Origin of the sequence: Rhizobacter terrae (assembly GCF_003852895.1) — a bacterium.
Classification (GTDB): Bacteria; Pseudomonadota; Gammaproteobacteria; order Burkholderiales; family Burkholderiaceae_C; genus Albitalea; species Albitalea terrae.
In genome coordinates this window covers 38,124-64,044 of the sequence record NZ_QUSW01000007.1, presented here as the reverse complement: position 1 = coordinate 64,044, position 25,921 = coordinate 38,124, and the positions used below count along the sequence as shown (strand labels likewise).

Annotated in this window: 22 protein-coding genes; 10 read left to right on the top strand and 12 right to left on the bottom strand. The window is 68.3% G+C overall.

From position 1 onward, the window contains the following. Positions 1 to 37 precede the first annotated feature (37 nt). The 5 genes from DZC73_RS22115 to DZC73_RS22095 form a co-directional block, all read right to left on the bottom strand. Positions 38 to 589: a chalcone isomerase family protein gene (locus DZC73_RS22115; protein ID WP_124542559.1), complete on the bottom strand. Its 552-nt coding sequence runs from the start codon at positions 587 to 589 to the stop codon at positions 38 to 40. Next, entirely contained in the window at positions 589 to 1,806 is a 1,218-nt protein-coding gene (locus DZC73_RS22110; RefSeq protein WP_124542558.1) for an SAM-dependent methyltransferase, read from the bottom strand. The genes DZC73_RS22115 and DZC73_RS22110 overlap by 1 nt, the downstream gene beginning before the upstream one ends. A gap of 4 nt (positions 1,807 to 1,810) precedes the next feature. Then, on the bottom strand, positions 1,811 to 2,599 hold the full coding sequence (locus DZC73_RS22105; RefSeq protein WP_124542557.1) for a DUF1365 domain-containing protein: 789 nt from the start codon (positions 2,597 to 2,599) through the stop codon (positions 1,811 to 1,813). Beyond that, positions 2,599 to 3,903, bottom strand: a complete 1,305-nt coding sequence (locus DZC73_RS22100) for an NAD(P)/FAD-dependent oxidoreductase (protein WP_124542556.1) — start codon at positions 3,901 to 3,903, stop codon at positions 2,599 to 2,601. Before DZC73_RS22100 ends, DZC73_RS22105 begins: the two co-directional genes overlap by 1 nt. 323 nt (positions 3,904 to 4,226) lie before the next feature. Then, positions 4,227 to 4,793 carry a glutathione peroxidase gene (locus tag DZC73_RS22095; RefSeq protein ID WP_124542555.1) on the bottom strand — a complete coding sequence of 189 codons (567 nt, stop codon included), beginning with the start codon at positions 4,791 to 4,793 and terminating at the stop codon, positions 4,227 to 4,229. Positions 4,794 to 5,009: 216 nt separating this feature from the next. On the opposite strand from DZC73_RS22095, the gene DZC73_RS22090 reads away from it, so the two are divergent. From DZC73_RS22090 to DZC73_RS22080, 3 genes are all read left to right on the top strand, one after another. Beyond that, positions 5,010 to 5,879 (top strand): ferritin family protein, encoded by an 870-nt coding sequence (locus tag DZC73_RS22090; protein ID WP_124542554.1) that lies wholly within the window; start codon positions 5,010 to 5,012, stop codon positions 5,877 to 5,879. Between the two features lie 123 nt (positions 5,880 to 6,002). Then, a complete protein-coding gene (locus DZC73_RS22085) occupies positions 6,003 to 6,626 on the top strand; it encodes a TetR/AcrR family transcriptional regulator (RefSeq protein WP_124542553.1) in 624 nt (207 codons plus the stop codon). A 13-nt stretch (positions 6,627 to 6,639) separates the two neighbouring features. Continuing rightward, entirely contained in the window at positions 6,640 to 7,101 is a 462-nt protein-coding gene (locus tag DZC73_RS22080; protein WP_161974698.1) for a nuclear transport factor 2 family protein, read from the top strand. A 2-nt stretch (positions 7,102 to 7,103) separates the two neighbouring features. Here the strand turns inward: DZC73_RS22080 and DZC73_RS22075 are convergent, their stop codons facing one another. Then, positions 7,104 to 7,742 carry a glutathione S-transferase family protein gene (locus DZC73_RS22075; RefSeq protein ID WP_124542551.1) on the bottom strand — a complete coding sequence of 213 codons (639 nt, stop codon included), beginning with the start codon at positions 7,740 to 7,742 and terminating at the stop codon, positions 7,104 to 7,106. Between the two features lie 82 nt (positions 7,743 to 7,824). Here DZC73_RS22075 and rfaE2 point away from each other — a divergent pair, with 82 nt between their 5' ends. Next, positions 7,825 to 8,298 (top strand): D-glycero-beta-D-manno-heptose 1-phosphate adenylyltransferase, encoded by a 474-nt coding sequence (gene rfaE2 / locus DZC73_RS22070; protein ID WP_124542550.1) that lies wholly within the window; start codon positions 7,825 to 7,827, stop codon positions 8,296 to 8,298. Here rfaE2 and DZC73_RS22065 read toward each other — a convergent pair. Genes DZC73_RS22065 through glnE form a run of 4 tightly spaced genes read right to left on the bottom strand, consistent with a single transcriptional unit; the run spans position 8,279 to position 13,071 of the window. After that, positions 8,279 to 8,791 (bottom strand): BRO-N domain-containing protein, encoded by a 513-nt coding sequence (locus tag DZC73_RS22065; RefSeq protein ID WP_124542549.1) that lies wholly within the window; start codon positions 8,789 to 8,791, stop codon positions 8,279 to 8,281. The two genes, rfaE2 and DZC73_RS22065, sit on opposite strands and share 20 nt — an antisense overlap. Before the next feature lie 7 nt (positions 8,792 to 8,798). Next, the gene (locus DZC73_RS22060) at positions 8,799 to 9,704 is read right to left on the bottom strand and encodes a DMT family transporter (protein WP_124542548.1); all 906 of its coding nucleotides are present in this window, start codon (positions 9,702 to 9,704) and stop codon (positions 8,799 to 8,801) included. Positions 9,705 to 9,713: 9 nt separating this feature from the next. After that, a complete protein-coding gene (gene rrtA, locus DZC73_RS22055) occupies positions 9,714 to 10,304 on the bottom strand; it encodes a rhombosortase (RefSeq protein WP_124542547.1) in 591 nt (196 codons plus the stop codon). Further along, the gene (gene glnE / locus DZC73_RS22050; RefSeq protein ID WP_124542546.1) at positions 10,297 to 13,071 is read right to left on the bottom strand and encodes a bifunctional [glutamate--ammonia ligase]-adenylyl-L-tyrosine phosphorylase/[glutamate--ammonia-ligase] adenylyltransferase; all 2,775 of its coding nucleotides are present in this window, start codon (positions 13,069 to 13,071) and stop codon (positions 10,297 to 10,299) included. The genes rrtA and glnE overlap by 8 nt, the downstream gene beginning before the upstream one ends. Positions 13,072 to 13,198: 127 nt before the next feature. On the opposite strand from glnE, the gene DZC73_RS22045 reads away from it, so the two are divergent. From DZC73_RS22045 to DZC73_RS22035, 3 genes are all read left to right on the top strand, one after another. Next, positions 13,199 to 17,317, top strand: a complete 4,119-nt coding sequence (locus DZC73_RS22045) for a YhdP family protein (RefSeq protein WP_124542545.1) — start codon at positions 13,199 to 13,201, stop codon at positions 17,315 to 17,317. A 2-nt stretch (positions 17,318 to 17,319) separates the two neighbouring features. Beyond that, the gene (locus DZC73_RS22040) at positions 17,320 to 18,141 is read left to right on the top strand and encodes a carbon-nitrogen hydrolase family protein (RefSeq protein WP_407924122.1); all 822 of its coding nucleotides are present in this window, start codon (positions 17,320 to 17,322) and stop codon (positions 18,139 to 18,141) included. A 101-nt stretch (positions 18,142 to 18,242) separates the two neighbouring features. Beyond that, entirely contained in the window at positions 18,243 to 18,680 is a 438-nt protein-coding gene (locus tag DZC73_RS22035; protein ID WP_124542543.1) for a universal stress protein, read from the top strand. 3 nt (positions 18,681 to 18,683) lie between these two features. Here the strand turns inward: DZC73_RS22035 and DZC73_RS22030 are convergent, their stop codons facing one another. After that, positions 18,684 to 21,269 (bottom strand): DNA topoisomerase III, encoded by a 2,586-nt coding sequence (locus DZC73_RS22030; protein ID WP_124542542.1) that lies wholly within the window; start codon positions 21,267 to 21,269, stop codon positions 18,684 to 18,686. 114 nt (positions 21,270 to 21,383) lie between these two features. On the opposite strand from DZC73_RS22030, the gene DZC73_RS22025 reads away from it, so the two are divergent. From DZC73_RS22025 to DZC73_RS22015, 3 genes are read left to right on the top strand one after another with little or no spacing between them, the layout of a single operon-like run. Beyond that, on the top strand, positions 21,384 to 21,893 hold the full coding sequence (locus DZC73_RS22025) for an SET domain-containing protein (protein WP_124542541.1): 510 nt from the start codon (positions 21,384 to 21,386) through the stop codon (positions 21,891 to 21,893). A 17-nt stretch (positions 21,894 to 21,910) separates the two neighbouring features. After that, the gene (locus DZC73_RS22020; protein WP_124542540.1) at positions 21,911 to 22,825 is read left to right on the top strand and encodes a biotin--[acetyl-CoA-carboxylase] ligase; all 915 of its coding nucleotides are present in this window, start codon (positions 21,911 to 21,913) and stop codon (positions 22,823 to 22,825) included. Further along, a complete protein-coding gene (locus DZC73_RS22015) occupies positions 22,819 to 23,490 on the top strand; it encodes an SPOR domain-containing protein (RefSeq protein WP_124542539.1) in 672 nt (223 codons plus the stop codon). The genes DZC73_RS22020 and DZC73_RS22015 overlap by 7 nt, the downstream gene beginning before the upstream one ends. A 50-nt stretch (positions 23,491 to 23,540) precedes the next feature. On the opposite strand, the gene DZC73_RS22010 is transcribed toward DZC73_RS22015, so the two are convergent. After that, positions 23,541 to 25,829 (bottom strand): S8 family peptidase, encoded by a 2,289-nt coding sequence (locus DZC73_RS22010; protein WP_124542538.1) that lies wholly within the window; start codon positions 25,827 to 25,829, stop codon positions 23,541 to 23,543. Positions 25,830 to 25,921 lie beyond the last annotated feature (92 nt).

Below are 25,921 nucleotides of genomic sequence, written 5' to 3'. Positions count from 1 at the left end.
GTCTATGGCCGCCGCATGACCGTTGCGCAAAGCCCCTTCATGCCTTGCCCTGTCCGAGCAAGGCGTCGCGCAGCTTGGGCTCGGAGGTGTGGGTCGCCAACCAGATGCCGAAGAAGCGCTGCGCGAACTCGGCGTCGCGGTTCTCCGCCTTGAATTTGCCGTTGACGAAGAAGCGCGCGGCCGTGCCCGGCTGGAACACGCCGGTGATGCGATCGCCCTTGGTCACGTCGGGGAAGGTGCCGCGCATGAAGGCCAGCCAGCGTTCAGCCTTCTCATCGTCGATCTCGCCGCCGCGCTTCATCTCCTTGAGCGAGCGGTCGGCGATGAGCTTGCCGCTGAGCGAGCGGCCGTATTCGATCTCCAGCGCGAGCGAGCTCTTCGGGTAGTCGGTGAAGGCATCGTCCACCCACAGGCGGATGTCGTAGATGTGCAGCCCCAGCACGGTGGCCCGGCCGCTGCCGCGCAGCTTCGCGCCAGGCAGCTCGGCACCTACCTCGGGTGGCACGGCGGGTTGCGCCCATGCGGGCAGCGCCACGCCGGCCAGCAGGGCCAGCAAAGTCAGACATCGACGCCGCGTGAGGTGCGGCATCAATCGCGCCTCAGCGTGAACTGCATGACGCTGGTGTTGCCGGTGGCAAATGCCGCCTCGCAGTACGCGAGGTAGAACTCCCAGATGCGCATGAAGCGCGTGTCGAAGCCGATGCGGCGCACGCGTGCATCCTCGGCCAGGAAGCGCTCGCGCCAACGGCGCAGCGTCTCGGCGTAATCGCCGCCGAAGTCCAGTTCGTTCACCACCGCCAGCCCTGCGGCCGACGCAGCCTTGCGGAACTCGCCCGGACTGGGCAGCAAGCCGCCGGGAAAGATGTACTGCTGGATGAAGTCGGTGGACTTCACATAGCGCTCGAACAGGTCGTCGCGGATGACGATGCTCTGCACGCAGGCGCGGCCGCCGGGCTTGAGCTGGTCGTGCAGGGTCTGGAAGTAGCTGCGCCAGTATTCGCGGCCCACCGCCTCGAACATCTCGATGGAGGCGATCGCGTCGTAGGGGCCGTCGTCGATGTCGCGGTAGTCCTGGAAACGCAGTTCACCCGCCAGGCCCGCAGCGGCCAGGCGCTGTTGCCCCCATTCGAGCTGCTCGCGCGACAAGGTCACGCCCGTCACCGTCGCGCCGAAATCTCGCGCCGCGCTCTCGGCCAGCGCCCCCCAGCCGCAGCCGATCTCCAGCACCCGGTCCCCCGCCTTCACGCCGCATTCGCGCAAGGCGCGCCGCACCTTGGCCCATTGCGCGACCTCCATCGGCTGGTCCAGGTCGCCGTCGAACCATGCGCTGCTGTAGTTCATGGTGGGGTCCAGCCACAGCTTGTAGAACGAGTTGCCCAGGTCGTAGTGCGCGTGGATGTTGCGCTTGCTGCCCTGGCGGGAGTTGCGATTGAACAGGTGCTTCACGCGGTACAGCAGCGAGCCCCACCAGGTGCCGTAGATGACCTGCTCGACCTCGTCGCGGTTGGCGATGAACAGCCGCAGCAAGGCGGTAAGGTCAGGCGTGGACCAGTCGCCGGCGATGAAGGTCTCGGCGAATCCGATGTCGCCCGATTTCATCGCCGCCGCGCAGACGTTCCAGTTGCGCAGGCGGATGGCCGCTCGCAGGTCGCCCTCGCCGGGCGTGCCGAAGAGCACCGTGGTGCCGTCGGGAATCTGCACCGACAGCGTGCCGTGGCGCAGGTTCTTCATCAGCCGGAACACGGCGCGTGCGGAGGCAGGCGCCGTCTGCGGGAGAGCAAGGGGGGCGAAAGTGCTGGTGCTCATCTTTTCAGCGGGTCAGGAATGCCTTGGGGGCATCGGGCTTTCCAAAGAACGGGACACGTTTGATCCACAGCTTCAGCGCCTGCCAGTGGATGCGCGCGATGACGCCGAAGCTCATCAGGGGCATGCGCCAGAAGGCCGAACGCATCGTGCGGCGGGTCAGCGGCGTGAGGCGGCCCGACACGCTGGTCTGCAGCAGCGGGCCCTCGGCGTCGTCGTGGTCCACCCGCACGACCGTCCTTGGGGGCTGGATACGCGCATCCGCGCCGGCCGGATGCAGGTCGGTGCGCATGAAGCGGAAGCGGTAGCCGCCCTGGATGTCGCAGAACGGCGAGACATGGAAGACCTTGGCCGCGCGCAGCTCGCGGCCCCAGGCCAGACCCGGCCCTTCGAGCAGGTAGCAGTGGCGCTCGCCGAAGGTGTTGTTCACCTCGACCACGATGGCGGCCAGTGCGCCGTCGTGGCGATGGCAATACCAGAAGCTCACCGGCTTGAAGGCATAGCCCAGCACGCGCGGGTAGCAGTGCAGCCAAACCTCGCCATCGGCGTCGTGGATGCCTTCCAGGCGCAGCAGTTCCTCCAGCCACGCCAGCGCATCCTCGCGGCCGTCGCCGTGATCGCGGTCGAAGAAGCTGAGCAGGCCGAAGCGGTTGCGCGGCAGGTCGGCGCAGGGCTGCCCGCGCAGGGTGCGCATGGGCAGCAGCAGGAAGTAGGTGGGGTAGGTGAAGTGGTGGAAGACCGGTTTCAGGCGGGCGTGGCGCACCTGGCCCGTGCCGATCAGGGCCTGCCCCGCCATCAGGCAGCCTCCCGCGCGGTCGTGGTTTCCGCCAGCGTCCGCTTGATGCCCTCGACCACGGCCTGTCCCGACATCAGGCCATCCTCATGGAAGCCGTAGCGCGTCCAGGCGCCGCAATACCAGGTGCCGGACACGCCTTGCAGCGAGGGCACCCGCTTCTGTGCGTCGATGGCGTCGCGGTCGAACACCGGGTGTGCGTAGTCGAACTCGCCATGGATGTGCGAGTCCGCGATCCGGCGCACCGGGTTCAGCGACACCAGCACCGGCGCCTTGAACGGCAGCGGCTGCAGGCGGTTGAGCAGGTAGTGCAGGCAGACGTGGGCCTCTTCGCGCGAGCCCTCGACGGCGCGCTCGTAGTTCCAGGCCGCCCAGGCCAGCGGGCGTTTGGGCAGCACCGAGGTGTCGGTGTGCAGCACGGCGCGGTTGGCGTGGTAGCGGATGGCGCTCAGCACCTCCACCTCGGCCAGGCTCGGGTCGGCCAGCATGCCCAGGGACTGGTCGCTGTGGCAGGCCATCACCACGTGGTCGTAGCGGTCGGTGCCGGCGTCCGTTGTCACGAGCACGTCGCTGCGCCCGTTCGGACGCATCGCGCGGCGCACCCGACGTACCGGCGAATTCAACCGCGCATCGGGGATGGCGGCCAGCATCTTTTGCACGTACTGCCGTGCACCGCCGGCCACCGTGAACCAGCGCGGCCGGTTGGCCACCTGCAGCAGGCCGTGGTTGTGGCAGAAGCGGATCATGGTCGCGATGGGGAACTGCAGCATCTGGTCGGTGGGGCACGACCAGATGCAGCCGATCATCGGCAGGAAGTACCAGTCGCGGAACTCGCGGCTGAAGCGTCCCGTTTCCAGGAACTCGCCGATGGGCTGGCGCAACTCCTCCTGCGCGTCGCGCTGCGCGATGGCGGTGGTGATGCGGTTGAAGCGCACGATGTCGGCCAGCATGCGCAGGAAGCCCGGCCGCAGCAGGTTGCGCCGCTGCGCGAACACACTGTTCATGTCCGAGCCGCTCCACTCCAGCCCGATGTCGGGCACCTGCACGGAGAACGACATGTCCGAGTGCGTGGTGGGCACCTGGAGCTCGTCGAACAGTCGGATCAGGTTCGGGTAGGTGCGCTCGTTGTAGACGAGGAAGCCCGTGTCCACGCCGTGCGTGCGGCCCTCGAGCGTGATGTCCACCGTGTGTGTGTGGCCGCCGAAATAGTCGCCCGCTTCGAAGAGGGTGACGTCGGCCAGCCCCGCCAGGCCATGGGCGACCGACAGGCCCGAGATGCCCGAGCCGATGACTGCGACGCGCGCCATGGCTTACGCCGCCAGGCGCGCGGCGCCTGCATCAAGTCGGGTGTCCAGGGGATGAAGCCGGCCGCGCGTGGCGGCGGGCTCCGGTGGAAAGATGGCTGCACAGCGCCCCGCAGCGAAGGAGGGAGGGAGGAGGGAGGAGGAGAACCGCTCCGGGATTTCAGTCAGCAGAACCGACCGGCTGTGCAACACCAAAACTGGTTGCCGTCGCGACGCCATCATCGCGACATGCCCTCTTCGACGCGATGAGCAGGGGTGAGTTCCGTCAAAATTCGCAAATCGCACGTCCATGCGTGAAGGCTTTGTAAAGGCAAGGGGCGTGCAGTTCATGGTTCGGACAGCAGCCTTTCAACGGTCTGGACGAAGACCGGGCTGCCGGGCTCCACGTCGCTTGGGAAGCTCTTCACGGCCTGCCCGTCGCGGGCGATCAGGTATTTGTGGAAATTCCACTTCGGGGCCTGCCCGGTCTTGCCGGCCAGTTCCGCGAACAGTGGATTCAGGCCATCGCTGCCGGCGGCCACATGCGACTTCGCGAACATCGGGAACTTCACCCCGAAGGTGTTTTCGCAAAAGTCCGCGATGGACTGGTTGCTGCCCGGCTCCTGCTTGCCGAAATCGTTCGACGGGAAACCCAGCACCACGAGGCCGCGCGGGCTGTATTTGGCGTACAGCGCTTCAAGGCCCTTGTATTGCGGCGTGTAGCCACAAAAACTGGCGGTGTTGACCACCACCACGACCTTGCCGGCGTACTGGCACAGGTTCTGGGGTTTCTCGTCCTGCAGCCGCGGCATTTCGCGGTTCAGCAGCGAAGAGCAGGCCGCCTGCGCCGCCATCGGCAGCGCGAGTGCCGCACAAACTCCCGCCAAGTGCTTGGTCCAACGTCGTCTGTTCATTGGTTTTCTCTCCCAGGACCCGATATTGCGTCGAGATTCCCGAATAGGTAACTAAGGTTATCCGCCATTCGACCGCGCTCCAGCCTGTTCCGACTTGGTACGCGCGCAGAGCGAAACCGGATGCATTCGAAAACCTCGTCCTTGACAAAATTCAGCGAATGCATCCGCTGTCACGGTCCCACGACTAAAATTGCTCTCCCTCTGGAAGGCCACACCATGCTTTACCCCGAACTTTTCAAGCAACTCGAAGCCGTGCGCTGGAGCATGGACAAGGACATTCCCTGGGACCGCTTCGATGCGAGCATGCTCACCGACGAGCAGGCCCAGACCATCAAGATGAACGCGATCACCGAGTGGGCGGCCTTGCCCGCCACGGAGATGTTCCTGCGCGACAACCGCGATGACAGCGACTTCTCGGCGTTCATGAGCGTGTGGTTCTTCGAGGAGCAGAAGCACTCCCTGGTGCTGATGGAATACCTGCGCCGCTTCCGCCCCGACCTCGTGCCCACCGAGGCCGAGCTGCACGAGATCCGCTTCGAGTTCGACCCGGCACCGGCGCTTGAGACGCTGATGCTGCACTTCTGCGGCGAGATCCGCCTGAACCACTGGTACCGCCGCGCGGCAGAGTGGCACAGCGAGCCGGTCATCAAGGCCATCTACGAGACGCTGGCCCGCGACGAAGCCCGCCACGGCGGCGCCTACCTGCGCTACATGAAGCGTGCCATGCAGAAGTTCGGCGACGAGGCGAAGGCCGCCTTCGCCAAGGTGGGCGTTCTGATGGCCAGCGCCCGCCGCACCGCGCAGGCCCTGCACCCGACCAACCTGCACGTGAACGAGAAACTCTTCCCGCGCGACACCATCCAGAGCCGCCTGCCGGACCCGAGCTGGCTGGAAGCCTGGCTGGACAAGCAGATCCAGTTCGATGCCGTCTGGGAGAACAAGGTCGTCGAGCGCATCCTGCACAACATGAGCCTGCTGATGGAGCGCAGCTTCGCCAGCGTCCAGGAGCTGAACCGCTTCCGCAAGGAAATGGCCGCCGCCATCGCGGCCAAGGTCGGCCCGGCGCCCGGAGCGCAACCGGCCTGATCCGGCCTTTCTCCTGTCCAACCCCCTGTCGAACGGCCCGCCTCGCGCGGGCCGTTTGCTTTTGGACTTGCGCTGGTGGCGCGACCGGGTTAGCATGAAAAGAGACCGATCGGTATCTTTTATATGGCTGAGCACCCACCCACCAGTCCCCCAACGAAAGGCGAGCGCACCCGCGCCGAAATCGTCCGCAAGAGCGCCGAGCTGATGAACCGGCAGGGCTTCCTCGCCGCGCCGCTGTCGGCGGTGATCGAGGCGACGGGCATCCAAAAGGGCGGCCTGTACCGGCATTTCGACAGCCGGGAGGCACTGGCGCACGCCGCCTTCGACCATGCGGTGGGCCAGATCCGCGACCGCTTCCTTGCCGCCATCGACGGCAAGGCCGACGCCTGCGAGCGGCTGCTGGCGCTGCTGGCGAGCTACGACGGCGACACGGCGGAGCTGCCGCTGCCCGGCGGCTGCCCGATCATGAACAGCGCCATCGAGTCCGACCATGCGGACGAGGCGATGCGCCAGAAAGCACGCGAGGCGATGTCGGCCTGGCACGAGATGCTGCGGCGCATCGTGTCGGCCGGGCTGCGCGACAGGCAGATCCGCCCGGGCGTGTCCGCGCAGGAGGTCGCGACGGTCTTCATCGCGAGCATCGAAGGCGCGGTGATGCTCACCCACCTGCATGGCGACGCCTGGCCCTGGCGCGCCGTGCGCCGGCACCTCGCGTCCTACGTCGAGCACGAACTGCGTCCCCAGTGAAGGAGAACTCCGCATGATCTACCGCTACGTCGTCGAGAGAAAGCTTCGCAACGCCTTCGCCGCGCTCAACCGCGGCGACCACGGCCCCGTGCTCGCGTCCTTCGGGCCGCAGGTGGAGCATGTGTTCTTCGGTGACCACGCCCTGGCGGGCGCGCGCCATCACATGGACAGCATCGAGCCCTGGTATGCGCGGCTCAGGCGCGTGCTGCCGGACCTGCGCTTCGACATCGAATCCATCGTCGTGCGCGGCATGCCGTGGAACACGGTGGCCCTGGTGGAATGGCGCGACCAGTTCAGCCTGAAGAACGGCGCGCGGCGCGGCAACCAGGGCGTGCATGCACTGCGGCTGAAATGGGGCAAGGTGGTGTCGCTGCGCGTGTACTGCGACACGCAGGTGCTGGCCGGCGTGCTGCGCGAACAGCACGCACTGGGCGTGGCGGATGCGGGGCTGGCGCCGATCGTCGACGCCGCCTGAGCCTACTTGGCGGTCGCCGCCTTGCGGTCCGCCAGCACCCGCTGCGCGCTCGCCCGCTGGCCGATGAGCTGGCTGTACGGCTTCCAGTCGATGCCGGCCGCGGCGATGAGGTCTTCGCCATACACCGTCTTGCAGGCCAGCGACACCAGCGGAATGCTCGCGAAGGCGGCCACGTCGGCCATGGTGAAGGTGTCGCCCGCGATGTAGGGCGAGAACTTCAAGAGCCGCTTGAGCGCAGGAATGTTCTTGTCCAGCTTGCGGCGCACACGCGCTGCGGTGGGCTCGTCCTTCTCGCCGCCGAAGAAGGCCTGCGGGTACAGCTCGCGGGCCACGAGTTCGACGTGCAGGTCGATGTAGGTGACGAGCTCGCGCACCTTGCCCGCCTGCCACGGGTCGGCCGGGTACAGCGCCGGCGTCGGGTACACCGCTTCGAGGTAGTCGCAGATGGCTTGGCTCTCGCACATCGTGCCGTGCTCGGTGCGGATGAACGGGATCTTGCCCAGCGGCGAGCACGACAGCACGGCCTCGTCCTTGAGCCCGGTCTTCACGTACTCCTCGTTGAAGGGCACGCCCTTCTCGAGCAGCACCATCTTGACCTTGTTGTAGTAGTTGGAGATCGAAAAGCCGCACAGGGTGATCATGTCTGTCTCCGGGGTCGTCGGTATGCCCGGCAGTCTATGCGCCCCGTTGCCCCGGCGGTGTTGCCCACGCGACAATCCGCCAATGCCTCATCTCCTCGACAAGCTCTGCCCGCGTGCCGAACTGGCGCAGCGCATCGCGCAACTGCCCAAGCCCCTGGTGTTCACCAACGGCGTGTTCGACATCCTCCACCGCGGCCACGTGAGCTACCTGGAACAGGCGCGCAACCTGGGTGCCAGCCTCGTCATCGGCCTGAACAGCGATGCCTCGGCACGCACGCTGGGCAAGGGCCCGGACCGGCCGCTCAACCAGGAGGCCGACCGCGCCTGCGTGCTGGCCGCGCTGGAAAGCGTGAGCCTGGTGACGCTGTTCGAGGAGTCGACGCCGGTCGAACTGCTCAAGCTGGTGCGGCCGCAGGTCTACGTCAAGGGCGGCGACTACGACATCGAGACGCTGGAAGAGACGAAGTGGGTGCGCAGCTGGGGCGGGCAGGCACAGGCGCTGGCCTTCGTGGATGGCTACTCCACGACCTCGCTGGTCAGGAAGATCCGGGGCTGACTTCGGCCAGCCGCTCGCGCAGGCGGCGCGCCGGGAAGGCGATGTCTTTTTCCACCCAGTTCCTGAAGCGGATCGCCTCGGGCGACGACTGCTTCGCCAGGAACAGCAGCAAAGTCTCGTCGCTGAACCAGGTCACGTTCTCGAAGCGGCGGTAGCCCTGCGGATGGTTCTGTTCGAGGCTCGCATGGTTGAGCGTCACGCCGATGATGCGGGCCACGTCCAGCGCCTTGATCCAGCGGATGCACTGCTCGTCCTCGATGACCGTCAGGCGCCGGCCCTTGTACGACCAGAACTTGCCTTCGACGGGCCGGAACGCCTCCTCGCGCAGCTTGCCGCGCAATTCGCCAACCAGCTCCACCAGCGGATGCGCCAGCAGCACACCGTACAGGGCCAGGCTGCTGCCCAGGCCGTAGGGGCCGCCAAGGCGCCAGCCGATCCACGACACCACCAGGCAGATGCCGATGCGGATGGCGAAGCTGAGCGCGAGGTTCATGACGCCCTCATCGGCTGGTTGTCGGCCGGTTGACGATGACGATGCCAACGGCCACCGCGACGAGCGCGACCATCAGCCGCGTGGTGATGGGCTCGTGCAGCATCATCGAGCCCAGAAGCAGCCCGAACACCGGCGTGAGCAGCGTGAACGACGCCAGCCGGGTGGCCGGGTAGTGGCGCACCAGCCAGAACCACAGCAGGTAGCTCGCGAAGCTCACGATGACGATCTGGAAGGCGAGCGAGGACCACGCCACCAGCGACAGCGAACGCGGCAGCGCCGGGCCGGAGAGCAAGGCGGCGAGCGCGAGCATCACGCCGGAAATCGCCAGTTGATAGAGCAGGGTCTTCTCGGCGCCCGCGGCCGTGAGCCGGCTGCCGCGGATGGCCAGCGTGGTCGCGCCCCAGAGCACGCCGGCGGCCACGCCCAGGGCATCGCCGATCCATTGCCGGTCGCCCGCGGCCGGCTGGCTGAAACCTTCAGCGAAGGCCCAGGCCACCCCGGCAAAGGCACCGACGAGCCCGGCCATCTGCAGGCGCGACAGGCGCTCTGCATGGGCGATGAAGGGCATGCCCATCGCCACCACGAAAGGCGAGAGGTAGATGAACACCACCATGCGCGACGCGGTGGTGAACTGCAGGCCGAGGAAGATGCAGGCGAACTCGGTGGCGAACAGCAGGCCTGCCAGCAATCCGCCGGGCAGGGTGCCGTCGCGCTCGAACAGCGGCAGCCCGCGCCATGCCGCCCACAGCCACACCAGCAAGGCGCCACCCAGCGAGCGCACCGCGGCCTGCTGCAGCGCAGGCACTTCGGGCAGCGCGGCCTTGGCCGCCACCTGGTTCAAGCCCCACAGGAAGCAGCAGCCCACGAGGCTCACCACCGCCACGGCATCGAGATGCGCCTTGCGTTGAGTCATCGGCGGATGTTAGGAGCGCGCACGATGGCCCCACTCCGCGAGCGCTGCGCAGATCGCCCCGCCGAAGGCTCCCGTCGCATGGGCCAGCGGAGCGACGGCGATGTCCCAGCCTTCGCGCTGCTGCAAGGCGCCCTGCCAGGGCGCTTCATGCAGCACCTTGGCGGCCAGCACCGCGAGCATCACCGCCGCGATGCGCCGCTGGTTCACGGGGCCTGACACGAGCAGATGCACCGCCACCACCGCGACGCCCGCATGCAGCACGCCGGAGAGCCCGCCGTAGTGGATCAACTCGGGTTGAATCAACAGACCCAGCTGCGTGAGCGGCCACGCCACCAGCCACGCGACCACGCTGCGCACGGGAACCCGCGCCGCATGGCCCAGCGCGCTCACGAGCACGCCACCGGCCAGGTTGGCCGCGAGGTGCAGGGCGCTGTAGTGGACGAAGACCGCCGTGACCATGCGCCACGGTTGCCGCAGCCACAGTCCGGGTTGCCAGTCGATGAGTTCATGCGGCACCGGCCACAGCAGCACGGCGCCGAAGACCAGGGTCAGCGCCAGCGCAGTCCAGGCCCAGCCGCTCGCGATGGGCCGTTCAGCCAAACACCGCTTTCCACAGCGCCTTCACGGCCGCGCACTGGACGGCCATGGACGCCGGCTCCACCTGCGTGGGCTGCTCGTCCAGCCGTGCCCGGTGCTGCGAGCGGCGCAGCTCGCGGTAGGCATCTGCTGCCGCAATGCCCACGCCCTGCGGCAGCAGCCCGGCAGCTTCCGCACGTTGCAGCAGCGCGATGTTGCCCACGTTGTCCAACAGCTGCGGATGCGCGCCGCTGTGCGCCAGCACGAGCACCTGCACCGCGAACTCCACGTCCATCATGCCGCCGGCGCTGTGCTTCACGTCGAAAAGTTCGCCCTTCACTGGATGAGCCGCGCGCACCTTCTCGCGCATGGCCTGCACCTCGGCGCGCAAGGCCGCCGCATCGCGTCCGGCCGACAGCACAGCCCGGCGCACGGATTCGAAGCGCGGTCCGATCTCCGCGAAACCCGCGCACCAGCGCGCGCGGCTGAGCGCCTGGTGCTCCCAGGTCCACGCGGTGTTGCTGCCGCGGCCGGTCTGGTATTTCTCGTAGCTGTCCACGGTGGACACGAGCAGTCCGGAGTTGCCGTTGGGCCGCAACGCGGTGTCGATGTCGAACAGCTCGCCCGCCGCGGTGCGCAGCGTGAGCCAGTTGATGAGCTTGCGCACGAAGGCACCGTAGACCTCGGGGGCGCGCTCATCCTCGTCGTCGTAGAGGAAGACGACGTCCAGGTCGCTGCCGTAGCCCAGTTCCTTGCCGCCCAGCTTGCCGTAGGCCACGATGGCCAGGTGCGGCTCGTCGCGGTGCCGCTGCTTCAGGTGCGACCAGGCCCAGCGGATGCTGCACTGGAGCGTCGCATCGGCCAGCGCCGACAGGTCGTCGGCCACCTGCTCGACGGTGATGTGGCCCTCGACGTCGCGCACCAGGGTGCGGAAGACCTCCGCATGGTGGGCGCGGCGGATGGTGTCCAGCAGCGATTCCTCGTCCGCCTGGCCGGAGCGTTCCCAGGCCTTGTGCCGGGCATCGAGGTCGCCGATGTATTCGGCCGGGTCGAAGCGGCCGTGCAGCAGGCGCTCATCGGCCAGCTCGTCGATGACGCCCGGATGCAGCATCAGGTAGCGGATCGGCCAGCGCGCCAGGCCCAGCAGCCGCAGCAGGCGGTTGTGCACCTCGGGCCGCTCCACCAGCAAGGCGAGGTAGCTCTCGCGCCGCAGCAGCGGCTCCAGCCAGTCGACGAAGCGCACCGCCGCGTCCATGGTGCAGCGGCCGTCCTGCACCGCCATGGCCGCGCGGCCAATGAGCTTGGCCAGGCGCAGCTTGCTGTCATCGCGCAGGTTCTGGATGCGCGGCTGCTCGGCCCAGCGCTTGACCCGCTGGCCCAGCGTGGGCGGCAGGCGCTCGACGAAGCCTTCGCTGTCCACCGGCTGGGGCGCCGGGCCGCAGCTCTTGCAGCCGCCGTTGCCCGCCGGCTTGGGCGACTGGCCGTCGTGCAGCAGCGCATCGAATTCGGTGGCGACGTATTCGCGCGTCTCGCACAGGCCGTCCAGCAGCTCGCAGGCGTCGGCATTGCACGACAGGCCCATGCTGGCGGCGATCCAGGTCAGGTCGCCGTCCACCGTGGGCAGCAGGTGCGTCTGCTGGTCGTCCAGGAACTGGATGCGGTGCTCCACCCGGCGCAAGAAGGTGTAGGCGTCGGCCAGGCGCTTCGCGCTTTCGGGCTTCATCAGGCCGCCGGCGGCGAGCTTGTCCAGTGCCTTGAGCGTGGAGCGGGTGCGGATCTCGGGGAACTGCCCGCCGCGCACCACCAGCAGCAGCTGCACGATGAACTCGATCTCGCGGATGCCGCCGCGCGAGAGCTTCACGTCGTTGGCCCGCTCGGGGCGTCCCGCCGCACGGCGCTGGGCCTCGTCGCGCACCTTGCGGTGCAGCTGGCGCAGGCCCTCGAACACGCCGTAGTCGAGGTAGCGGCGGTACACGAAGGCGGTGACCATGGAGCGCAGCGCCAGCGCCCGGCCGTTGCGCACGCTGGCCAGCGGCGCGACCACCCGGCTCTTGAGCCAGGCAAAGCGTTCCCATTCGCGGCCCTGCACCTGGAAATACTCTTCCAGCATCGCCAGGCTCACCACCGGCGGGCCGGAGTTGCCGTTGGGGCGGAGCGCCAGGTCCACGCGGAAGACGAAGCCGTCTTCCGTCGTGTCGCCGATCAGGCTGTACAGGCCGCGCGCCAGCTGAGAGAAGTACTCGTGCGCCGACACCTGCTGCGGCCCGGTGGTCTGGCCGGCTTCCTCGTAGACGTAGATGAGGTCGATGTCGGAGGACACGTTGAGCTCGCGCGCGCCCAGCTTGCCCATGCCCACGACCCAGAAATCGATGCGCTGGCCCGCCTCGTTCAGCGGCTCGCCGTACTTCGCATCCAGCTCGATGCGGGCATGCGCCAGGGCCAGGTCCAGCGTGGCCTCGGCCAGCTCGGTCATGGCCAGGGTGATGTCTTCCATGCGCGCGCCCTGCTCGATGTCGAGCACGGCCAGGCGTTCGAGCACCAGCTGCCGGGCCACGCGCAGCGCGGTCTTCAGCGGGCGGCCGGTGGACAGCAGCAGCTCGACCAGCGCGGTGATGGTGCCGCGCCGCGGCAGGCCTTCGGGCAGCAGCGGCAGCTCCTGCGCATAGCGGCGGCGGATTCGCTGCACGAAGCGGCTGTGGTCGGCGCGGGCAGCCGCAGGGGCAGCGTCGGGTGGCGTGGAATCCACCGACAGCGGGGTGTCTTGTAGCGGAATGTCAGGCAGGGAACCCATGGAACATCCGGGGGTCTTTGCTAGGCCGGTCGCGGTTCAGGCGACGCGCCGGACGGGCGACAATGCCCATCGATTCCGGCGTTTCGCCGTCCACTGATCTGGCCGTTGCCGGCTTCCCAACTCGTTCATGTCCATCGTTGCGCCTGTCACTTCCGCCAGTTCAGCGCCGCTCAGCCGACGCGCCCTGGTGACGCGGCGTTTGCGCTGGCTGGCGCGGGTGCTGACGGGACTGGTCATTGCGGCGTGGAGCTTATTGCTAGTCGCCTGGCTGACACTTCACTGGGGGATTTTGCCGCACATCCAGCAGTGGCGACCCGAGATCGAGCAGAGGGCGAGCACCGCACTCGGGGTTCCGGTGCGAATTGGCAACATCAGCGTGCGATCGAGTGGGTGGATACCCTCACTCGAACTGCGCGGCGTGGTGCTGCAGGACAGGCAGGGCCGCGCCGCCCTGGAGTTGCCGCGGGTGGTCGCGTCGGTGTCGGCACGGTCCATGTTCGCGCTGGAGCTGCGCTTCGACCAGCTCTTCATCGACAGCCCGCACCTGGAGGTGCGGCGCGACGCGCAGGGCCACATCTTCGTGGCGGGCCTGGACATGAACGGCCCGGGCACCGGCGACAACGCCGCGGCCAACTGGTTCTTCAGCCAGCGCGAATTCGTCATCCGCAGCGGCTCGCTCACCTGGACGGACGAGCAGAGGAACGCACCGGCGCTCTCGCTGCGCGAGGTGGAGGTGGTCATCCGCAACGGCCTGCGCAGCCACGAGATGCGCATGGACGCCACGCCGCCGGCCGAATGGGGCGACCGCTTCTCGCTGCGCGGGCGCTTCACCCAGCCGCTGCTGACCGACAGCGGCGACTGGAACCGCTGGAGCGGCCTCCTCTTTGCCCAACTGCCACGCGCCGACGTGAGCCAGCTGCGTCAGCACGTGAAGCTGCCCTTCGAGCTGAGCGAGGGCGACGGTGCCCTGCGCGGCTGGATGGAGGTGCGCGACGGCAAGGTCGAAGGGGCCACCGTGGACGTGGCCCTGCGCGAGGTGACGCTGCGGCTGGCCTCGAACGTGGAGCCGCTGTCGGTGGAGCAGATCGAAGGCCGCCTGGCCGGCCACCGCGGCACGGACGGCTTCACGGTGACGGCACAACAGTTCGGCTTCGTCACCGGCGACGGCATCCGCTGGCCGCGCAGCGACCTGGCCCTGCGCTGGAACCAGCCCGAGGGCAAGCCTGCCAGCGGCGGCGAGTTCACCGCGCAGCGGCTGGACCTGGCCCTGATGGCGCAGATCGCCACGCGGGTGCCGCTGGGCGACGCCGTGCGCAAGCTGCTGGCCGAGCTGGACCCGAAAGGCGTGGCAAGCGACCTCTCCGCCCGCTGGACCGGCGCGCTCGATGCGCCGGCCACCTACCAGGTCAAGGGCCAGCTGGCGGGCCTCGCGCTCGCGGCCAAGGCGGCGTCCGAGCCCACCGCCGTCGGCCGGCCCGGCTTGCGCAACGCCACCATCTCGCTCAATGCCTCGGAAAAGGGCGGCGACGCCAGGCTCAGCATGAGCAGCGGCGAGATCGACCTTCCCGGCGTGTTCGAGCAGCCGACGGTGCCGCTCACGCAGATGAACGCCATGCTCAACTGGCACTTCGAGCCGCCCAAGGCGGCCGGCCAGCCCTCGCACGTCGCGCTCAGCGTGAAGGACCTGAAGTTCGTCAACGCCGACATGCAAGGCGACCTGAACGGCAGCTGGGCCACCGGCACGGGTGAGGGCTTCGGCCGCGGCGGACGCTACCCGGGTCTGCTCGAGATCAACGGCAAGGTCTCGCACGCCCAGGCCACCAGCGTGGCGCGCTACCTGCCGCTGGGCATCCCGGAAGACACGCGTCTGTACGTGACCCATGCCGTGAAGAGCGGCACCGTGAGCAACATGACGGTGCGGGTCAAGGGCGACCTCTGGGACTTCCCCTTCCACAGCGCACGCAACCTCAAGGACGGCGAGTTCCGCATTGCCGGCCACGTGGAGGACGTCAACTTCGCCTACGTGCCCAGCCTGCCGGCCAGCGGCACGCGGGCGGCCTACGAGTCGCCCTGGCCGCCCTTCAGCAAGATGAAGGGCGAGCTGATCTTCGACCGCGCGAGCATGGAGATCCGCAACGCGCAGGCCAGGGTCTTCGGCGTGGACCTGAACAAGGTGCAGGGCGGCATCCGCAGCCTGTCGGACAAATCCGTGCTCACGCTGGACGGCACGGCCCGCGGCCCCATGCAGGACATGCTGCGCTACGTGAACGCATCGCCCATCGGCGGCTGGACGAACAAGGCGCTGGCGCAGAGCACGGGCACAGGCCTGGCCGACCTGAAGCTGGCCTTGTCGATCCCGCTGTACGACGCCGACAAGACCACGGTCAAGGGCAGCATGACCCTGGCCGGCAACGACGTGCGCATCGCGCCGGACACGCCGCTGATGCAGAACGCCAAGGCCCGCGTGGACTTCACGCAAAAGGGCTTCGGCATCGCGGGTGGATCGGCTCGCGTGCTCGGCGGCGACGCGACCTTCGAAGGCGGGATGCAGCCCGACGGCTCGGTGCGCATCACCGGCCAGGGCGTGGCCACGGCCGACGGGCTGCGGCGTGCGGGCGAGCTGGGCGCGCTGTCACGCCTGGCCTCGTCGCTCAGCGGGCAGGCCGGCTACCGCATGACGCTCGCGGTGACGCGCGGCCACCCTGAGCTGAACATCAGCAGCAGCCTCGTGGGTCTGGCGTCAGACCTGCCTGCACCGCTGCGCAAGAGTGCCGAGTCAGCCATGGCGCTGCGCTACGTGAACGCGCTGGTGCCTGAGTCCCTGGCGCCCGGACAGGCCCTGCGCGACACCCTGCGCTTCGACCTGGGCAGCGTGGTCAATGCGAGCTACCTGCGCGATGTGTCGGGCGACCAGGTGCACGTGATCCGCGGCGGCATCGGCGTGATGGAAGCGGCGCCCGTGCCGGCCGCCGGCGTGGCCGCCAACATCAGCGTGAACGCGCTGAACCTCGATGCCTGGGAAGCGGTGGGCAACAAGATCGCGGGCGCCGCGCAGGCGGCCGCCGAGACGGCTGGCAGCAGCTACGCGCCCAGCAGCATCGCCGTGCGGGCGCAGGAGCTGACGACCGGCTCGCGCAAGCTCAACAAGGTCACGGCCGGCGCATCGCAGGAAGACGCCTTGTGGCGCGCCAACATCGACGCCGAGCAGCTCAACGGATACATGGAATACCGGCCTGCCCGACGCGGGCCGAACAGCGGCGGCGCCGGCCGCGTGTACGCCCGGCTGTCGCGGCTGTCACTGCCCAAGGGCGAGGCCGACAGCGTGGAGTCGCTGCTGGACCAGCAGGCCTCCAGCGTGCCGGCGCTGGACGTCGTCATCGACGACCTGGACCTGCGCGGCAAGCGCCTGGGCAAGGTCGAGATCGAGGCGCAGAACCGCATCAACGGCGAGGGCAAGGACGCCTTCCGCGAATGGCGGCTCACGCGTCTGGCGATGACCACGCCCGAGGCGAAGTTCGTGGCCAACGGGCAGTGGATTCCGTCCAGCAATGCCGCGCGACGCCGCGCCATCCTCAACTTCAAGCTGGACCTGTCCGACAGCGGCGCCTTCCTCGACCGCCTGGGCACGGCCAAGGCGGTGCGCGGCGGCAAGGGCAGCCTCGCAGGTCAGGTGTCGTGGCTCGGGTCGCCGCTGTCGCTGGACTACCCGAGCATGACCGGCCAGGTGAACGTGGCCATCGATGCCGGGCAGTTCCTCAAGGTGCAGCCGGGTGCGGCGCGCTTGTTGAGCGTGCTGAGCCTGCAGTCGCTGCCCCGGCGGCTGGCGCTGGACTTCCGCGACCTCTTCCAGGAAGGCTTCGCCTTCGACAACATCACCGGCGACGTGACCATCAAGGAAGGCGTGGCCCACACCAACAACCTGCGCATGCGCGGCGTGCAGGCCGCGGTGCTGATGGAAGGCAGTGCCGACGTGGAGCGCGAGACGCAGGACCTGCGGGTGGTGGTGGTGCCGGAGATCAACGCGGGCACGGCCTCGCTGGCCTATGCGGCCATCAACCCGGCCATCGGCCTGGGCACCTTCCTGGCCCAGGTCTTCCTGCGCAAGCCGCTCACACAGGCCGGTACGCGCGAGTTCCACGTGACCGGCCCCTGGTCGGATCCGAAGGTGGACCGCGTGGACCGCAAAACCGGCGCCGTGGTCCCGGACATCGAGGCTGCCGCCGGCAACGAGCAGGTGAAACGGTGATGATGGGCGGCATGAAGATCGCCGCCTTGCAGATGGTGTCCACCCCGCGCGTGGACGACAACCTCGCCACCGCGCGCCGCCTCATCGACCAGGCCGCTGCCGATGGCGCGAAGCTCGTCGGCCTGCCCGAGTACTTCTGCTTCATGGGCGCAACCGACCGCGACAAGCTCGCCATCGCCGAAGCGCCGGGCGACGGGCCCATCCAGCAGATGCTGTCGGACGCCGCGAAGCAGCACGGCGTGTGGGTGATGGGCGGCACGCTGCCCATCCGCAGCGGCGACCCCGACTACGTGATGAACGCCAACTGCGTCTACGCGCCCGACGGCAGCCTGGCCGCGCGCTACGACAAGATGCACCTGTTCCGCTACGACAACGGCCGCGAGTCCTACGATGAAGGCCGGGTGCTGCGCGCGGGCGATGCGCCGATGTCCTTCGAGGCCGGCTCCGTGCGCGTGGGGCTGAGCATCTGCTACGACCTGCGGTTTCCCGAGCTGTACCGGCGCATCACCTTCGGCGCAGAGAAACCCTGCGACCTCATCGCCGTGCCCGCCGCCTTCACCTACACCACCGGCCGCGCGCACTGGGAGCTGCTGCTGCGCGCGCGGGCCATCGAGAACCAGTGCTACGTGATCGCGCCGGCCCAAGGCGGCACGCACGAGAACGGCCGCCGCACCTGGGGCCACAGCATGGTGATCGACCCGTGGGGCGAGGTGCTGAACGTGCTGCCCGAAGGCGCGGGCGTGGTGATGGCGGAACTCGATCCGGCGCGAATCGCTTCGGTTCGCTCGCAGCTGCCCGCGCTCGCGCACCGGCGCTGCATCTGAGCCGCCGCGCCCCCTGGTTCAGGGCACTGGCGCACCGATCACGACAGGCATAGAGTCGCAGATGCAGGGGGTCCGATCCCGATGGGAGAAAGGACATCGCCATGTTCAAGCATCTGCTCCTGCCCACCGACGGCTCGGCCTTGTCGGAGAAGGCCGTGCTGCAAGGCCTGCGCCTGGCGCGCGGATTCCGCGGACGCGTCACGGGCATCCACGTGGTTCCCGAATTCCACGTGCTGACCTATCGCACCGACATGCTGGAGGACACGCGCGAGGAATTCCTGGCCGACTGCCGCAAGCAGGCCGAGAAGTTCCTGGCCTTCGTCGACAAGGCCGCACGCGAGGAAGGCGTGCTGTGCGACACCTTCGTGCGGGTCAGCGACCATCCGTACGAGGCCATCGTCGACACCGCGCAGGAACACGGCTGCGACCTCATCGTGATGGCATCGCACGGGCAGCGCGGGGCGCGGTCGAGGATGGTGGGCAGCGAGACCACGAAGGTGCTCACGCACACCACCCTTCCGGTCCTGGTGATCCGCTGACGGCTACGCCGTCTTCTTCGCCACGGCCTTCTTGGCGGGCGCCTTTGCCGCCCGCGGCTCGAACTCGAAGATCACCTTGCCTTCTTTCTTGTCGTAGGCCAGGCGCGCCTTGAACTTGCGGCGCGTCTTGTTGGACACGAAGTTCTCCAGGAGGTCGGTCTTGCCTTCGCTGAGCAGCTTGGTCATCTGCTCGCGCGCCACGGGCTGCTGCAGGATGATCTTGCCGCTCTTGAAGTCACAGGTGACGTGCGCGCCCACGCTGTGCTCGCACACGTACGAGGTGCCGTATTCGTAGACGTGCCCCTTGCACTTCGGGCAGGCGCCCAGGCTTTGCTGGTCGGAGAAGTCCACCGGCTCGCCGGATTCGCCGTCCTTCGTGTCCTCGCCAAAATCGAATTCCAGCTTCCAGTTGTTGATCTCTTCGTCAAAGCTCAGCTTGAGCTCGGCCGTGAACGGCCAGCCGGCCTTCGAGCGGAAGCCTTCCAGCGGTCCGATCTTCTTGTCGGCGAGGAAGCGTTCCACTTCGTCCAGCTCGAAGCTGCGGCCGCCGGGGATCTTGCTGATGGAAAAGCCGCAGCCTTCAGCATCGCCCGATTTGCCGGTGCAGGTGAAGCGGCGGTAGTTCTCCTTCACCACGCCGCCGCAGTTGGGGCACGGCGTCTTCAGCGTCGCGTAGTCGCCGGGGATGGTGTCGCGGTCGTACTCCTTGGCCTTGGCGACGATGCGCTCGGTCATGGCGGCGATCTCGCCCATGAACGTGTCGCGGCTCAACTTGCCCTTCTCCATCTCGGCGAGCTGGTACTCCCAGTTGCCGGTGAGTTCGGGCTTGGTGAGTTCCTCCACCTGCAGGCCGCGCAGCAGCGTCATCAGCTGGAAGGCCTTGGCGGTGGGAATCAGCTCGCGGCCGTCGCGGTGCATGTACTTCTCGAGCAGCAGGCCTTCGATGATGGCCGCGCGCGTGGCCGGCGTGCCCAGGCCCTTCTCCTGCATCGCCTCGCGCAGCTCGTCGTCGTCGATGAGCTTGCCCGCGCCTTCCATGGCCGACAGCAGCGTCGCCTCGGTGTAGCGCGCGGGCGGCTTGGTGCGCAGCGCGTTCACGTCCACCGCCTCGGTGCGCACCATCTCGCCGGCCTTGACCGCCACGAGATTGGCATCGTCTTCCTGCGCCTCGCGGCCGTACACGGCGAGCCAGCCGGGCTTGACCATCACCTTGCCGTTGGTCTGGAAGCTGTGGCTCACCGCACCGGCCTTCACCGTGCTGATGCGGGTGGTGACCATGAACTCCGCCGGCGGAAAGAACACCGCCAGGAAGCGCTTGACCACCATGTCGTAGAGCTTGGCCTCGATCTCGGTCAGGCTCTTGGGCGCCTGCAGCGTGGGAATGATGGCGAAGTGGTCCGACACCTTGGCGTTGTCGAAGATGCGCTTGTTGGGTTTGACGTAACCCTCGTCGGTCGCCTTCTTCGCGTGCACCGAGAGTGATGCCAGCGGGCCGGGCAGGTCCTCCTCCGACAGCATCTTCATCGTCTGCTTCACCACGCTGACATAGTCTTCAGGCAGGTGCTTGCTGTCGGTCCGCGGGTAGGTGAGCACCTTGTGCTTCTCGTACAGCGCCTGCGCGATGCTCAGCGTGGTCTTGGCCGAGAAGCCGAAGCGCGAGTTGGCCTCGCGCTGCAAGGTGGTGAGGTCGTACAGGCCCGGCGAACTTTGCGTGCTGGGCTTGGCCTCTTCGGTGACCGATGCGGGCTGGCCGCGGCAGGCCTGGGCGACGGCCTGCGCATCCTGCTCGTTCCAGACACGGTCGGCACGCTGCTCGGGGTCGTCAGGGTTCTTCTTCCACTTGGGGTCGAACCACTTGCCCTCGTACTCGCCGGCCTCGGCGGCGAAGTGGCCCTTGATTTCCCAGTAGTCGCGCGGCACGTGCTTGCGGATCTTCTCTTCTCGCTCGACCACGATGGACAGCGTGGGCGTCTGCACCCGGCCGACCGTGGTGAGGAAGAAGCCGCCATCGCGCGAATTGAAGGCGGTCATCGCACGCGTGCCGTTGATGCCCACCAGCCAGTCGGCCTCGCTGCGGCTGCGCGCGGCGTCCGACAGGCCCAGCATGTCCTTGTCGCTGCGCAGATGCTCGAAGCCGTCGCGGATGGCCTGCGGCGTCATGCTCTGCAGCCACAGCCGCTTGATGGGCTTGTTGACCGGCGTCTTCGCCGTGCCCGCGTACTGCACGATGAGGCGGAAGATCAGTTCCCCTTCGCGTCCCGCGTCACAGGCGTTGATGAGCGCGGTCACGTCCTTGCGCTTGACCAGCTTGACCACCGCATTCAGCCGGGTCTTGGCCTTGTCGATGGGCGAGAGGTCGAAATGCGGCGGGATGACGGGCAGGTTGGCAAAGCTCCACTTGCCGCGCTTGACGTCGTATTCCTCCGGCGCCTTGATCTCCACCAGGTGGCCCACCGCCGAAGTGACGATGTGCGTGTCGTTCTCGAAGTACTCGGTGGACTTGTCGAACTTGCCCACGACAGGCGTGAGCGCACGGACGATGTCCTGCGCCACCGAAGGCTTTTCCGCAATGATCAGTGTCTTGCTCATACGTTTTTTCTGGTGCTCCGCCGTGGCGGCTCACCAAGCATCAATACAATCCGGGCGTCTCGCGCGTGCACGCACGCGCGCGCGCCCACCAATTCAATGTACCCAAAGAAGTCGATGACGCAAGCGAAGGCCGCCAAGACCCCGAGTTCCAAGACTGCCCCCAAGCCCGCATCGGCGGCGGGCCGTCGCATCCAGGTGAGGCGCTCCGGCGTGCACGGCAAGGGGGTGTTCGCAGTGGCGGCCATCCCCAAGGGCGACGTGATCATCGAATACAAGGGCGAGGTCATCTCCTGGCCCGAGGCGCTGCGGCGGCATCCGCACGACCCGAAGGACCCGAACCACACCTTCTATTTCCACGTCGACGACAAGAACGTCATCGACGCGAAGTACGGCGGCAATGCGGCACGCTGGATCAACCACGCCTGCGAGCCGAACTGCGAGGCCGACGAGATCGACGGGCGCATCTTCATCAAGTCGCTGCGCACGCTCAAGCCGGGCGAAGAGCTGTTCTACGACTACGGGCTCATCATCGACGAGCGCTATACGCCCAAGCTGAAGAAGCAGTACGAATGTCGTTGCGGCAGCAAGAAGTGCCGTGGCACCATGTTGTCTCCCAAACGCTGATACCGATTCCACCGCTCATGCCAGACCACCCCCTTCGCTGGGGCGCCGAAGCCCTGTGGGAGCAGCTGACACCCCAGCTGCCGGGGCTGAGTGTCGAGGTGGTGGCGCGAATCTCGTCCACCAACACGGCGCTGCTGGAGCGCGCACGCATCGTCACGCCGCCATCCGAAGAAGGCGACGTGCAGGTGCGCCGCAGCGTGGAGAGCACCGCTTTCGGACGCCGCGCCGCCGACTTGCAGCCCTGCCTGCTGGTGGCCGAGCACCAGACCCACGGCCGCGGCCGCCAGGGCCGGGTGTGGCAGGCGGCGCCGGGTGCATCGCTCACCTTCTCGCTCGCCCTGCCGCTGTCGCCCAAGGACTGGTCGGGCCTGTCGCTGGCTGTGGGCGTGGCCCTCGCGCAGGCGCTGGATCCGGCCGGCGACGCCGCCGACCGGGCCGGCAAGCGCATCGGCGTGAAGTGGCCCAATGACCTGTGGCTGCTCGACGGCCAGGGCGGCGGGCGCAAGCTGGGCGGCATCCTCATCGAGACGGTGGCGGCCGGGTCGCGGCGGCTGGCGGTCATCGGCGTGGGGCTGAACATCATGCCCATGTCCACCACCGCCAGCGAGGTCACCACCGGCTACGCCTGCCTGCAGGAGATCGACCCTGCGGCCACGGCACCGGCCACGCTGGCACGCGTGGCCAAGCCACTGGTGGATGCCCTGCGCCGCTTCGAGCGCGAAGGGTTTGCCGGCTTCGCCGAAGCCTTCGCCGCGCGCGACATGCTGTTCGGCCGCGCGGTGATCACCACGCATCCCGAGGTGCCCGAAGGCATCGCCGCCGGACTGGGCCCGGACGGCTCGCTGCTCGTGCGCACCGAGCACGGCGTGCGCGAGGTCGGCAGCGGCGAAGTCAGCGTCCGCCTGGACCCGCAGCGGGGCGCGCAGTGCTGAGGCTGCTGGTCGGCTTGCTGCTGGTGGCGAACATCGGCTTCTACGTCTGGTCGCAAGGCTGGGTGGACGGGCTCGTGGGCATCAAGGCCCGCGGCGACCGCGAACCCGAGCGGCTGCTCAAGCAGGTCAAGGCCGAGACGGTGCACATCCTCACGCCGCAGGCGGTGGCGGCTGCGGCCAGCGCGGCCGAGTCCAGCCTGCTGTGCCTGGAGGCCGGCCCCTTCGACGACAACACCATCGCCGCGGCCGAATCGGTGCTCAAGCCGGCGCTGCCCGCTGGCAGCTGGGTGCGCACCACAAAGCAGACGCAGGGGCGCTGGATCATCTACATGGGCCGCTACGCCAACCGCGAGGCGCAGCAGAAGAAGGAACAGGAACTGACCCGGATGAAGGTGCCCTTCGAGGAAGTGACCAGCCCCGCCGTGCTGGAGCCCGGCTTGTCGCTGGGCAGCTTCCCCACGCGCGAGGCGGCCGATGCCGCCCTGCAGCGCCTGAGCGACCACGGCGTGCGCACCGGCCACCTTCAGGAGATGGTCAAGGCCAGCGTGCAGCACATGCTGCGCGTGACGCGCGCCGATGCAGACTTGTCGGCCAAGGTGTCGGCGCTGCATGGTGACGCGCTGGGCCGCGGGTTCGCAGCCTGCTCGCCGGGCAGCGAACGCTGAAAAAGAAAACCCCGGCGCGAAGCCGGGGTCTTGGGTCAGGTCATCTCACGTCACTGGGCAGACTGCCGGCGCGTGCGTGCCACGCCCACCACCGCGGCGGCCAGGGCCACCAGCCAGCCCAGGCCCAAGGCGCCGCCACCACCGCCGCCGCCACCACCCGATGATCCACCGCTCACGGTGATCGACGAAGTGGTGCTGGCCGTCGCGCCGCCGCTGTCGGTCACCGTCAGCTGCACGGTGACGGTTCCGCTGGCCGTGGGCGTGACCGTCACCGACGATCCGGTGGTCGGCGACAGCGTCGCCGCGGCCGAGCCCGCCACGAGGCTCCACTGGTAGCTCGTGATGGTGCGACCGCCGGCTGCCGTCGATGCCGTGGCATCCAGGGACACCGCCGTGCCTGCCGTGGTGCTGCTGGCCGACGCGGAGAACAGGGCCGTCGGCCCTGCCGCGATGGTGATGTTCTTGCTCGCCGTGCTGCTGGCGCCGATGCTGTCGGTCACCGTCAGCGTGACCGTCACCGTGCCGGCCGCGGTGGGCACCAGCGTCACTGACGAGCCAGTCAGAGGACCAGAGAGCGTGGCACCCGTGCCGCTGATCGCCCAGGCGTAGGCCGCCACGGTCCGCCCGGTGGGCGCCTGCGTGCCGCTGCCGTCCAGCGTCACGTTGGTCCCGGCCATCGTTTCATCGGCCGTGGACTGGAGAGTGACCGTCGGTGCCGCAGTGCCACGTGCCGCCACCGCCGCTGCCACCGCGGCAGACGCATCCAGCAGGCCCGCGCCGCAGGTGCTGGTCGTGCAGATGCACTCGCTGTTCTGCGGCGTGGCGCTGGGCGCCTGGCACTGCGTCACGCCGGGCGTGGTCGAGGTGGTCGGGAAGGCGCGCGCGGAGCTGCGCAACTCGCTGCGCACCTGTGCCGGTGTGAGCGCCGGGTTGACCGAGAGCATCAGCGCCGCCGTGCCCGCCACCAGCGGCGAGGAGAAGCTGGTGCCCAGCGACGTGTTGAAGCTGTCGCTGTAGGTGCTGAAGCGCGGCGTCGTCGTGCCGGTGTTGACGGTGGTCGCGAGGGGGTACAGGCAGGCGCCGGTGTCGTTCACGCAGTTGCCCGCAGGCGCGCTGAGGGCAACCTCCGGCCCGAGGCTGGAGTAGCCCACCTTGGTGCCCAGCTGGCGCACACCGGCGACGGCCACCACGCCGGAGCAGCCCGCCGGCGCCGCGACGGCCAGGCCCTCGTTGCCGGCAGAGGCCACGATGGTGACGCCGCGCGCGAGGACCTGGTCCACCACCGACTGGTAGGCGCCGGTGCAACCGGTGCCACCGCCCAGGCTCATATTGATGACCTTGGCCGGCGTGGTGTTGTCCGGCACCCCCGGCACTGAAATCCCCGCTGCCCACTGCATGCCGGCCTGGATGTCGGAGTCGTAGCCCTCGCACTTGCCCAGCACGCGCACGGGCAGGACCATCACGTTGCGGCCCACCGAGGCCATGCCGATCGAGTTGTTGGTGGCCGCGCCGATGATGCCGGCCACCTGCGTGCCGTGCCAGCTGCTGTTCTCGGCCGGGTAGTGGCCGGAGCTGTCGGGCGTCGTGCATTGGTAGAACGTGCCGGACGGATCGTTCGCCTCCGTCTCGGTGACCCAGTCGCCCGGGTCGGACGGGTCGGCGTCGCGGCCGTTGCCGTCGTTTGCATGCGCCAGGTTGTCGCCGTGGTCGGCGATCATGTCGTAGCCCGGCAGCAGCTTGCCGCGCAGGTCGGGATGCTCGAAGCGCACGCCGGTGTCCAGCACCGCCACCACCACGGTGGATGTGCCCATGGTGGTGTTCCAGGCACCGATGGCATTGATGCCTGCCGGGATCGTCGCATCCGGCGCACGCAGGTACCACTGGCCCACCGTCGGCGTGGTCACCGGCTGAGCGCCGGGGTACAACGGGTCATTCGGCGCCGACACGGCCTGGATGCGGCGCTTGTGGTCAGGCTCGGCGAACTCGACGTCCGGATCCTTGGACAGCAAAGCCGCGAGCTTCTCCGAACTCATGCCCTTGGCGAAGACGACCTGCGAGCGGGCCGACACCGGCGCGCCGTCGGTCATCGCCAGGCCGTGGCGGGCGGACAGCGCCGCCGCATGGCGCGGAATGCGCTGGTTGGCAGGCACGTCCGTCCTGGCCGACAAGGCGCGCATCACGCTGCTGCCTGTCTTGTATTGCACGATGACACGGGCGGTTTCCTGGGTGGCCGCGGTGGCTCCCACGGCGGAGGCCGCCTGGGCCTGCGGCATCTGCAGGGCCACCGGGGCCAGAGCCAGGCCGATAACCGCCAGGGCGGCGGACAAGTGATGGCGCATGAGCAGCGTTCTCCTTCGATTCGTCGTGATCGGGTCCACCGTCGCAACGAGGCACGGCGCCTCGCGGACGACCGCGTTTTCCACAGTGTAGA

Bases quoted from the DNA above. Each gene is read 5' to 3' on its own strand.
- DZC73_RS22115 (WP_124542559.1), bottom strand. From the start codon at position 589: ATGCCGCACCTCACGCGGCGTCGATGTCTGACTTTGCTGGCCCTGCTG.
- DZC73_RS22110 (WP_124542558.1), bottom strand. From the start codon at position 1,806: ATGAGCACCAGCACTTTCGCCCCCCTTGCTCTCCCGCAGACGGCGCCT.
- DZC73_RS22105 (WP_124542557.1), bottom strand. From the start codon at position 2,599: ATGGCGGGGCAGGCCCTGATCGGCACGGGCCAGGTGCGCCACGCCCGC.
- DZC73_RS22100 (WP_124542556.1), bottom strand. From the start codon at position 3,903: ATGGCGCGCGTCGCAGTCATCGGCTCGGGCATCTCGGGCCTGTCGGTC.
- DZC73_RS22095 (WP_124542555.1), bottom strand. From the start codon at position 4,793: ATGAACAGACGACGTTGGACCAAGCACTTGGCGGGAGTTTGTGCGGCA.
- DZC73_RS22090 (WP_124542554.1), top strand. From the start codon at position 5,010: ATGCTTTACCCCGAACTTTTCAAGCAACTCGAAGCCGTGCGCTGGAGC.
- DZC73_RS22085 (WP_124542553.1), top strand. From the start codon at position 6,003: ATGGCTGAGCACCCACCCACCAGTCCCCCAACGAAAGGCGAGCGCACC.
- DZC73_RS22080 (WP_161974698.1), top strand. From the start codon at position 6,640: ATGATCTACCGCTACGTCGTCGAGAGAAAGCTTCGCAACGCCTTCGCC.
- DZC73_RS22075 (WP_124542551.1), bottom strand. From the start codon at position 7,742: ATGATCACCCTGTGCGGCTTTTCGATCTCCAACTACTACAACAAGGTC.
- rfaE2 (WP_124542550.1), top strand. From the start codon at position 7,825: ATGCCTCATCTCCTCGACAAGCTCTGCCCGCGTGCCGAACTGGCGCAG.
- DZC73_RS22065 (WP_124542549.1), bottom strand. From the start codon at position 8,791: ATGAACCTCGCGCTCAGCTTCGCCATCCGCATCGGCATCTGCCTGGTG.
- DZC73_RS22060 (WP_124542548.1), bottom strand. From the start codon at position 9,704: ATGACTCAACGCAAGGCGCATCTCGATGCCGTGGCGGTGGTGAGCCTC.
- glnE (WP_124542546.1), bottom strand. From the start codon at position 13,071: ATGGGTTCCCTGCCTGACATTCCGCTACAAGACACCCCGCTGTCGGTG.
- DZC73_RS22045 (WP_124542545.1), top strand. From the start codon at position 13,199: ATGTCCATCGTTGCGCCTGTCACTTCCGCCAGTTCAGCGCCGCTCAGC.
- DZC73_RS22040 (WP_407924122.1), top strand. From the start codon at position 17,320: ATGGGCGGCATGAAGATCGCCGCCTTGCAGATGGTGTCCACCCCGCGC.
- DZC73_RS22035 (WP_124542543.1), top strand. From the start codon at position 18,243: ATGTTCAAGCATCTGCTCCTGCCCACCGACGGCTCGGCCTTGTCGGAG.
- DZC73_RS22030 (WP_124542542.1), bottom strand. From the start codon at position 21,269: ATGAGCAAGACACTGATCATTGCGGAAAAGCCTTCGGTGGCGCAGGAC.
- DZC73_RS22025 (WP_124542541.1), top strand. From the start codon at position 21,384: ATGACGCAAGCGAAGGCCGCCAAGACCCCGAGTTCCAAGACTGCCCCC.
- DZC73_RS22020 (WP_124542540.1), top strand. From the start codon at position 21,911: ATGCCAGACCACCCCCTTCGCTGGGGCGCCGAAGCCCTGTGGGAGCAG.
- DZC73_RS22010 (WP_124542538.1), bottom strand. From the start codon at position 25,829: ATGCGCCATCACTTGTCCGCCGCCCTGGCGGTTATCGGCCTGGCTCTG.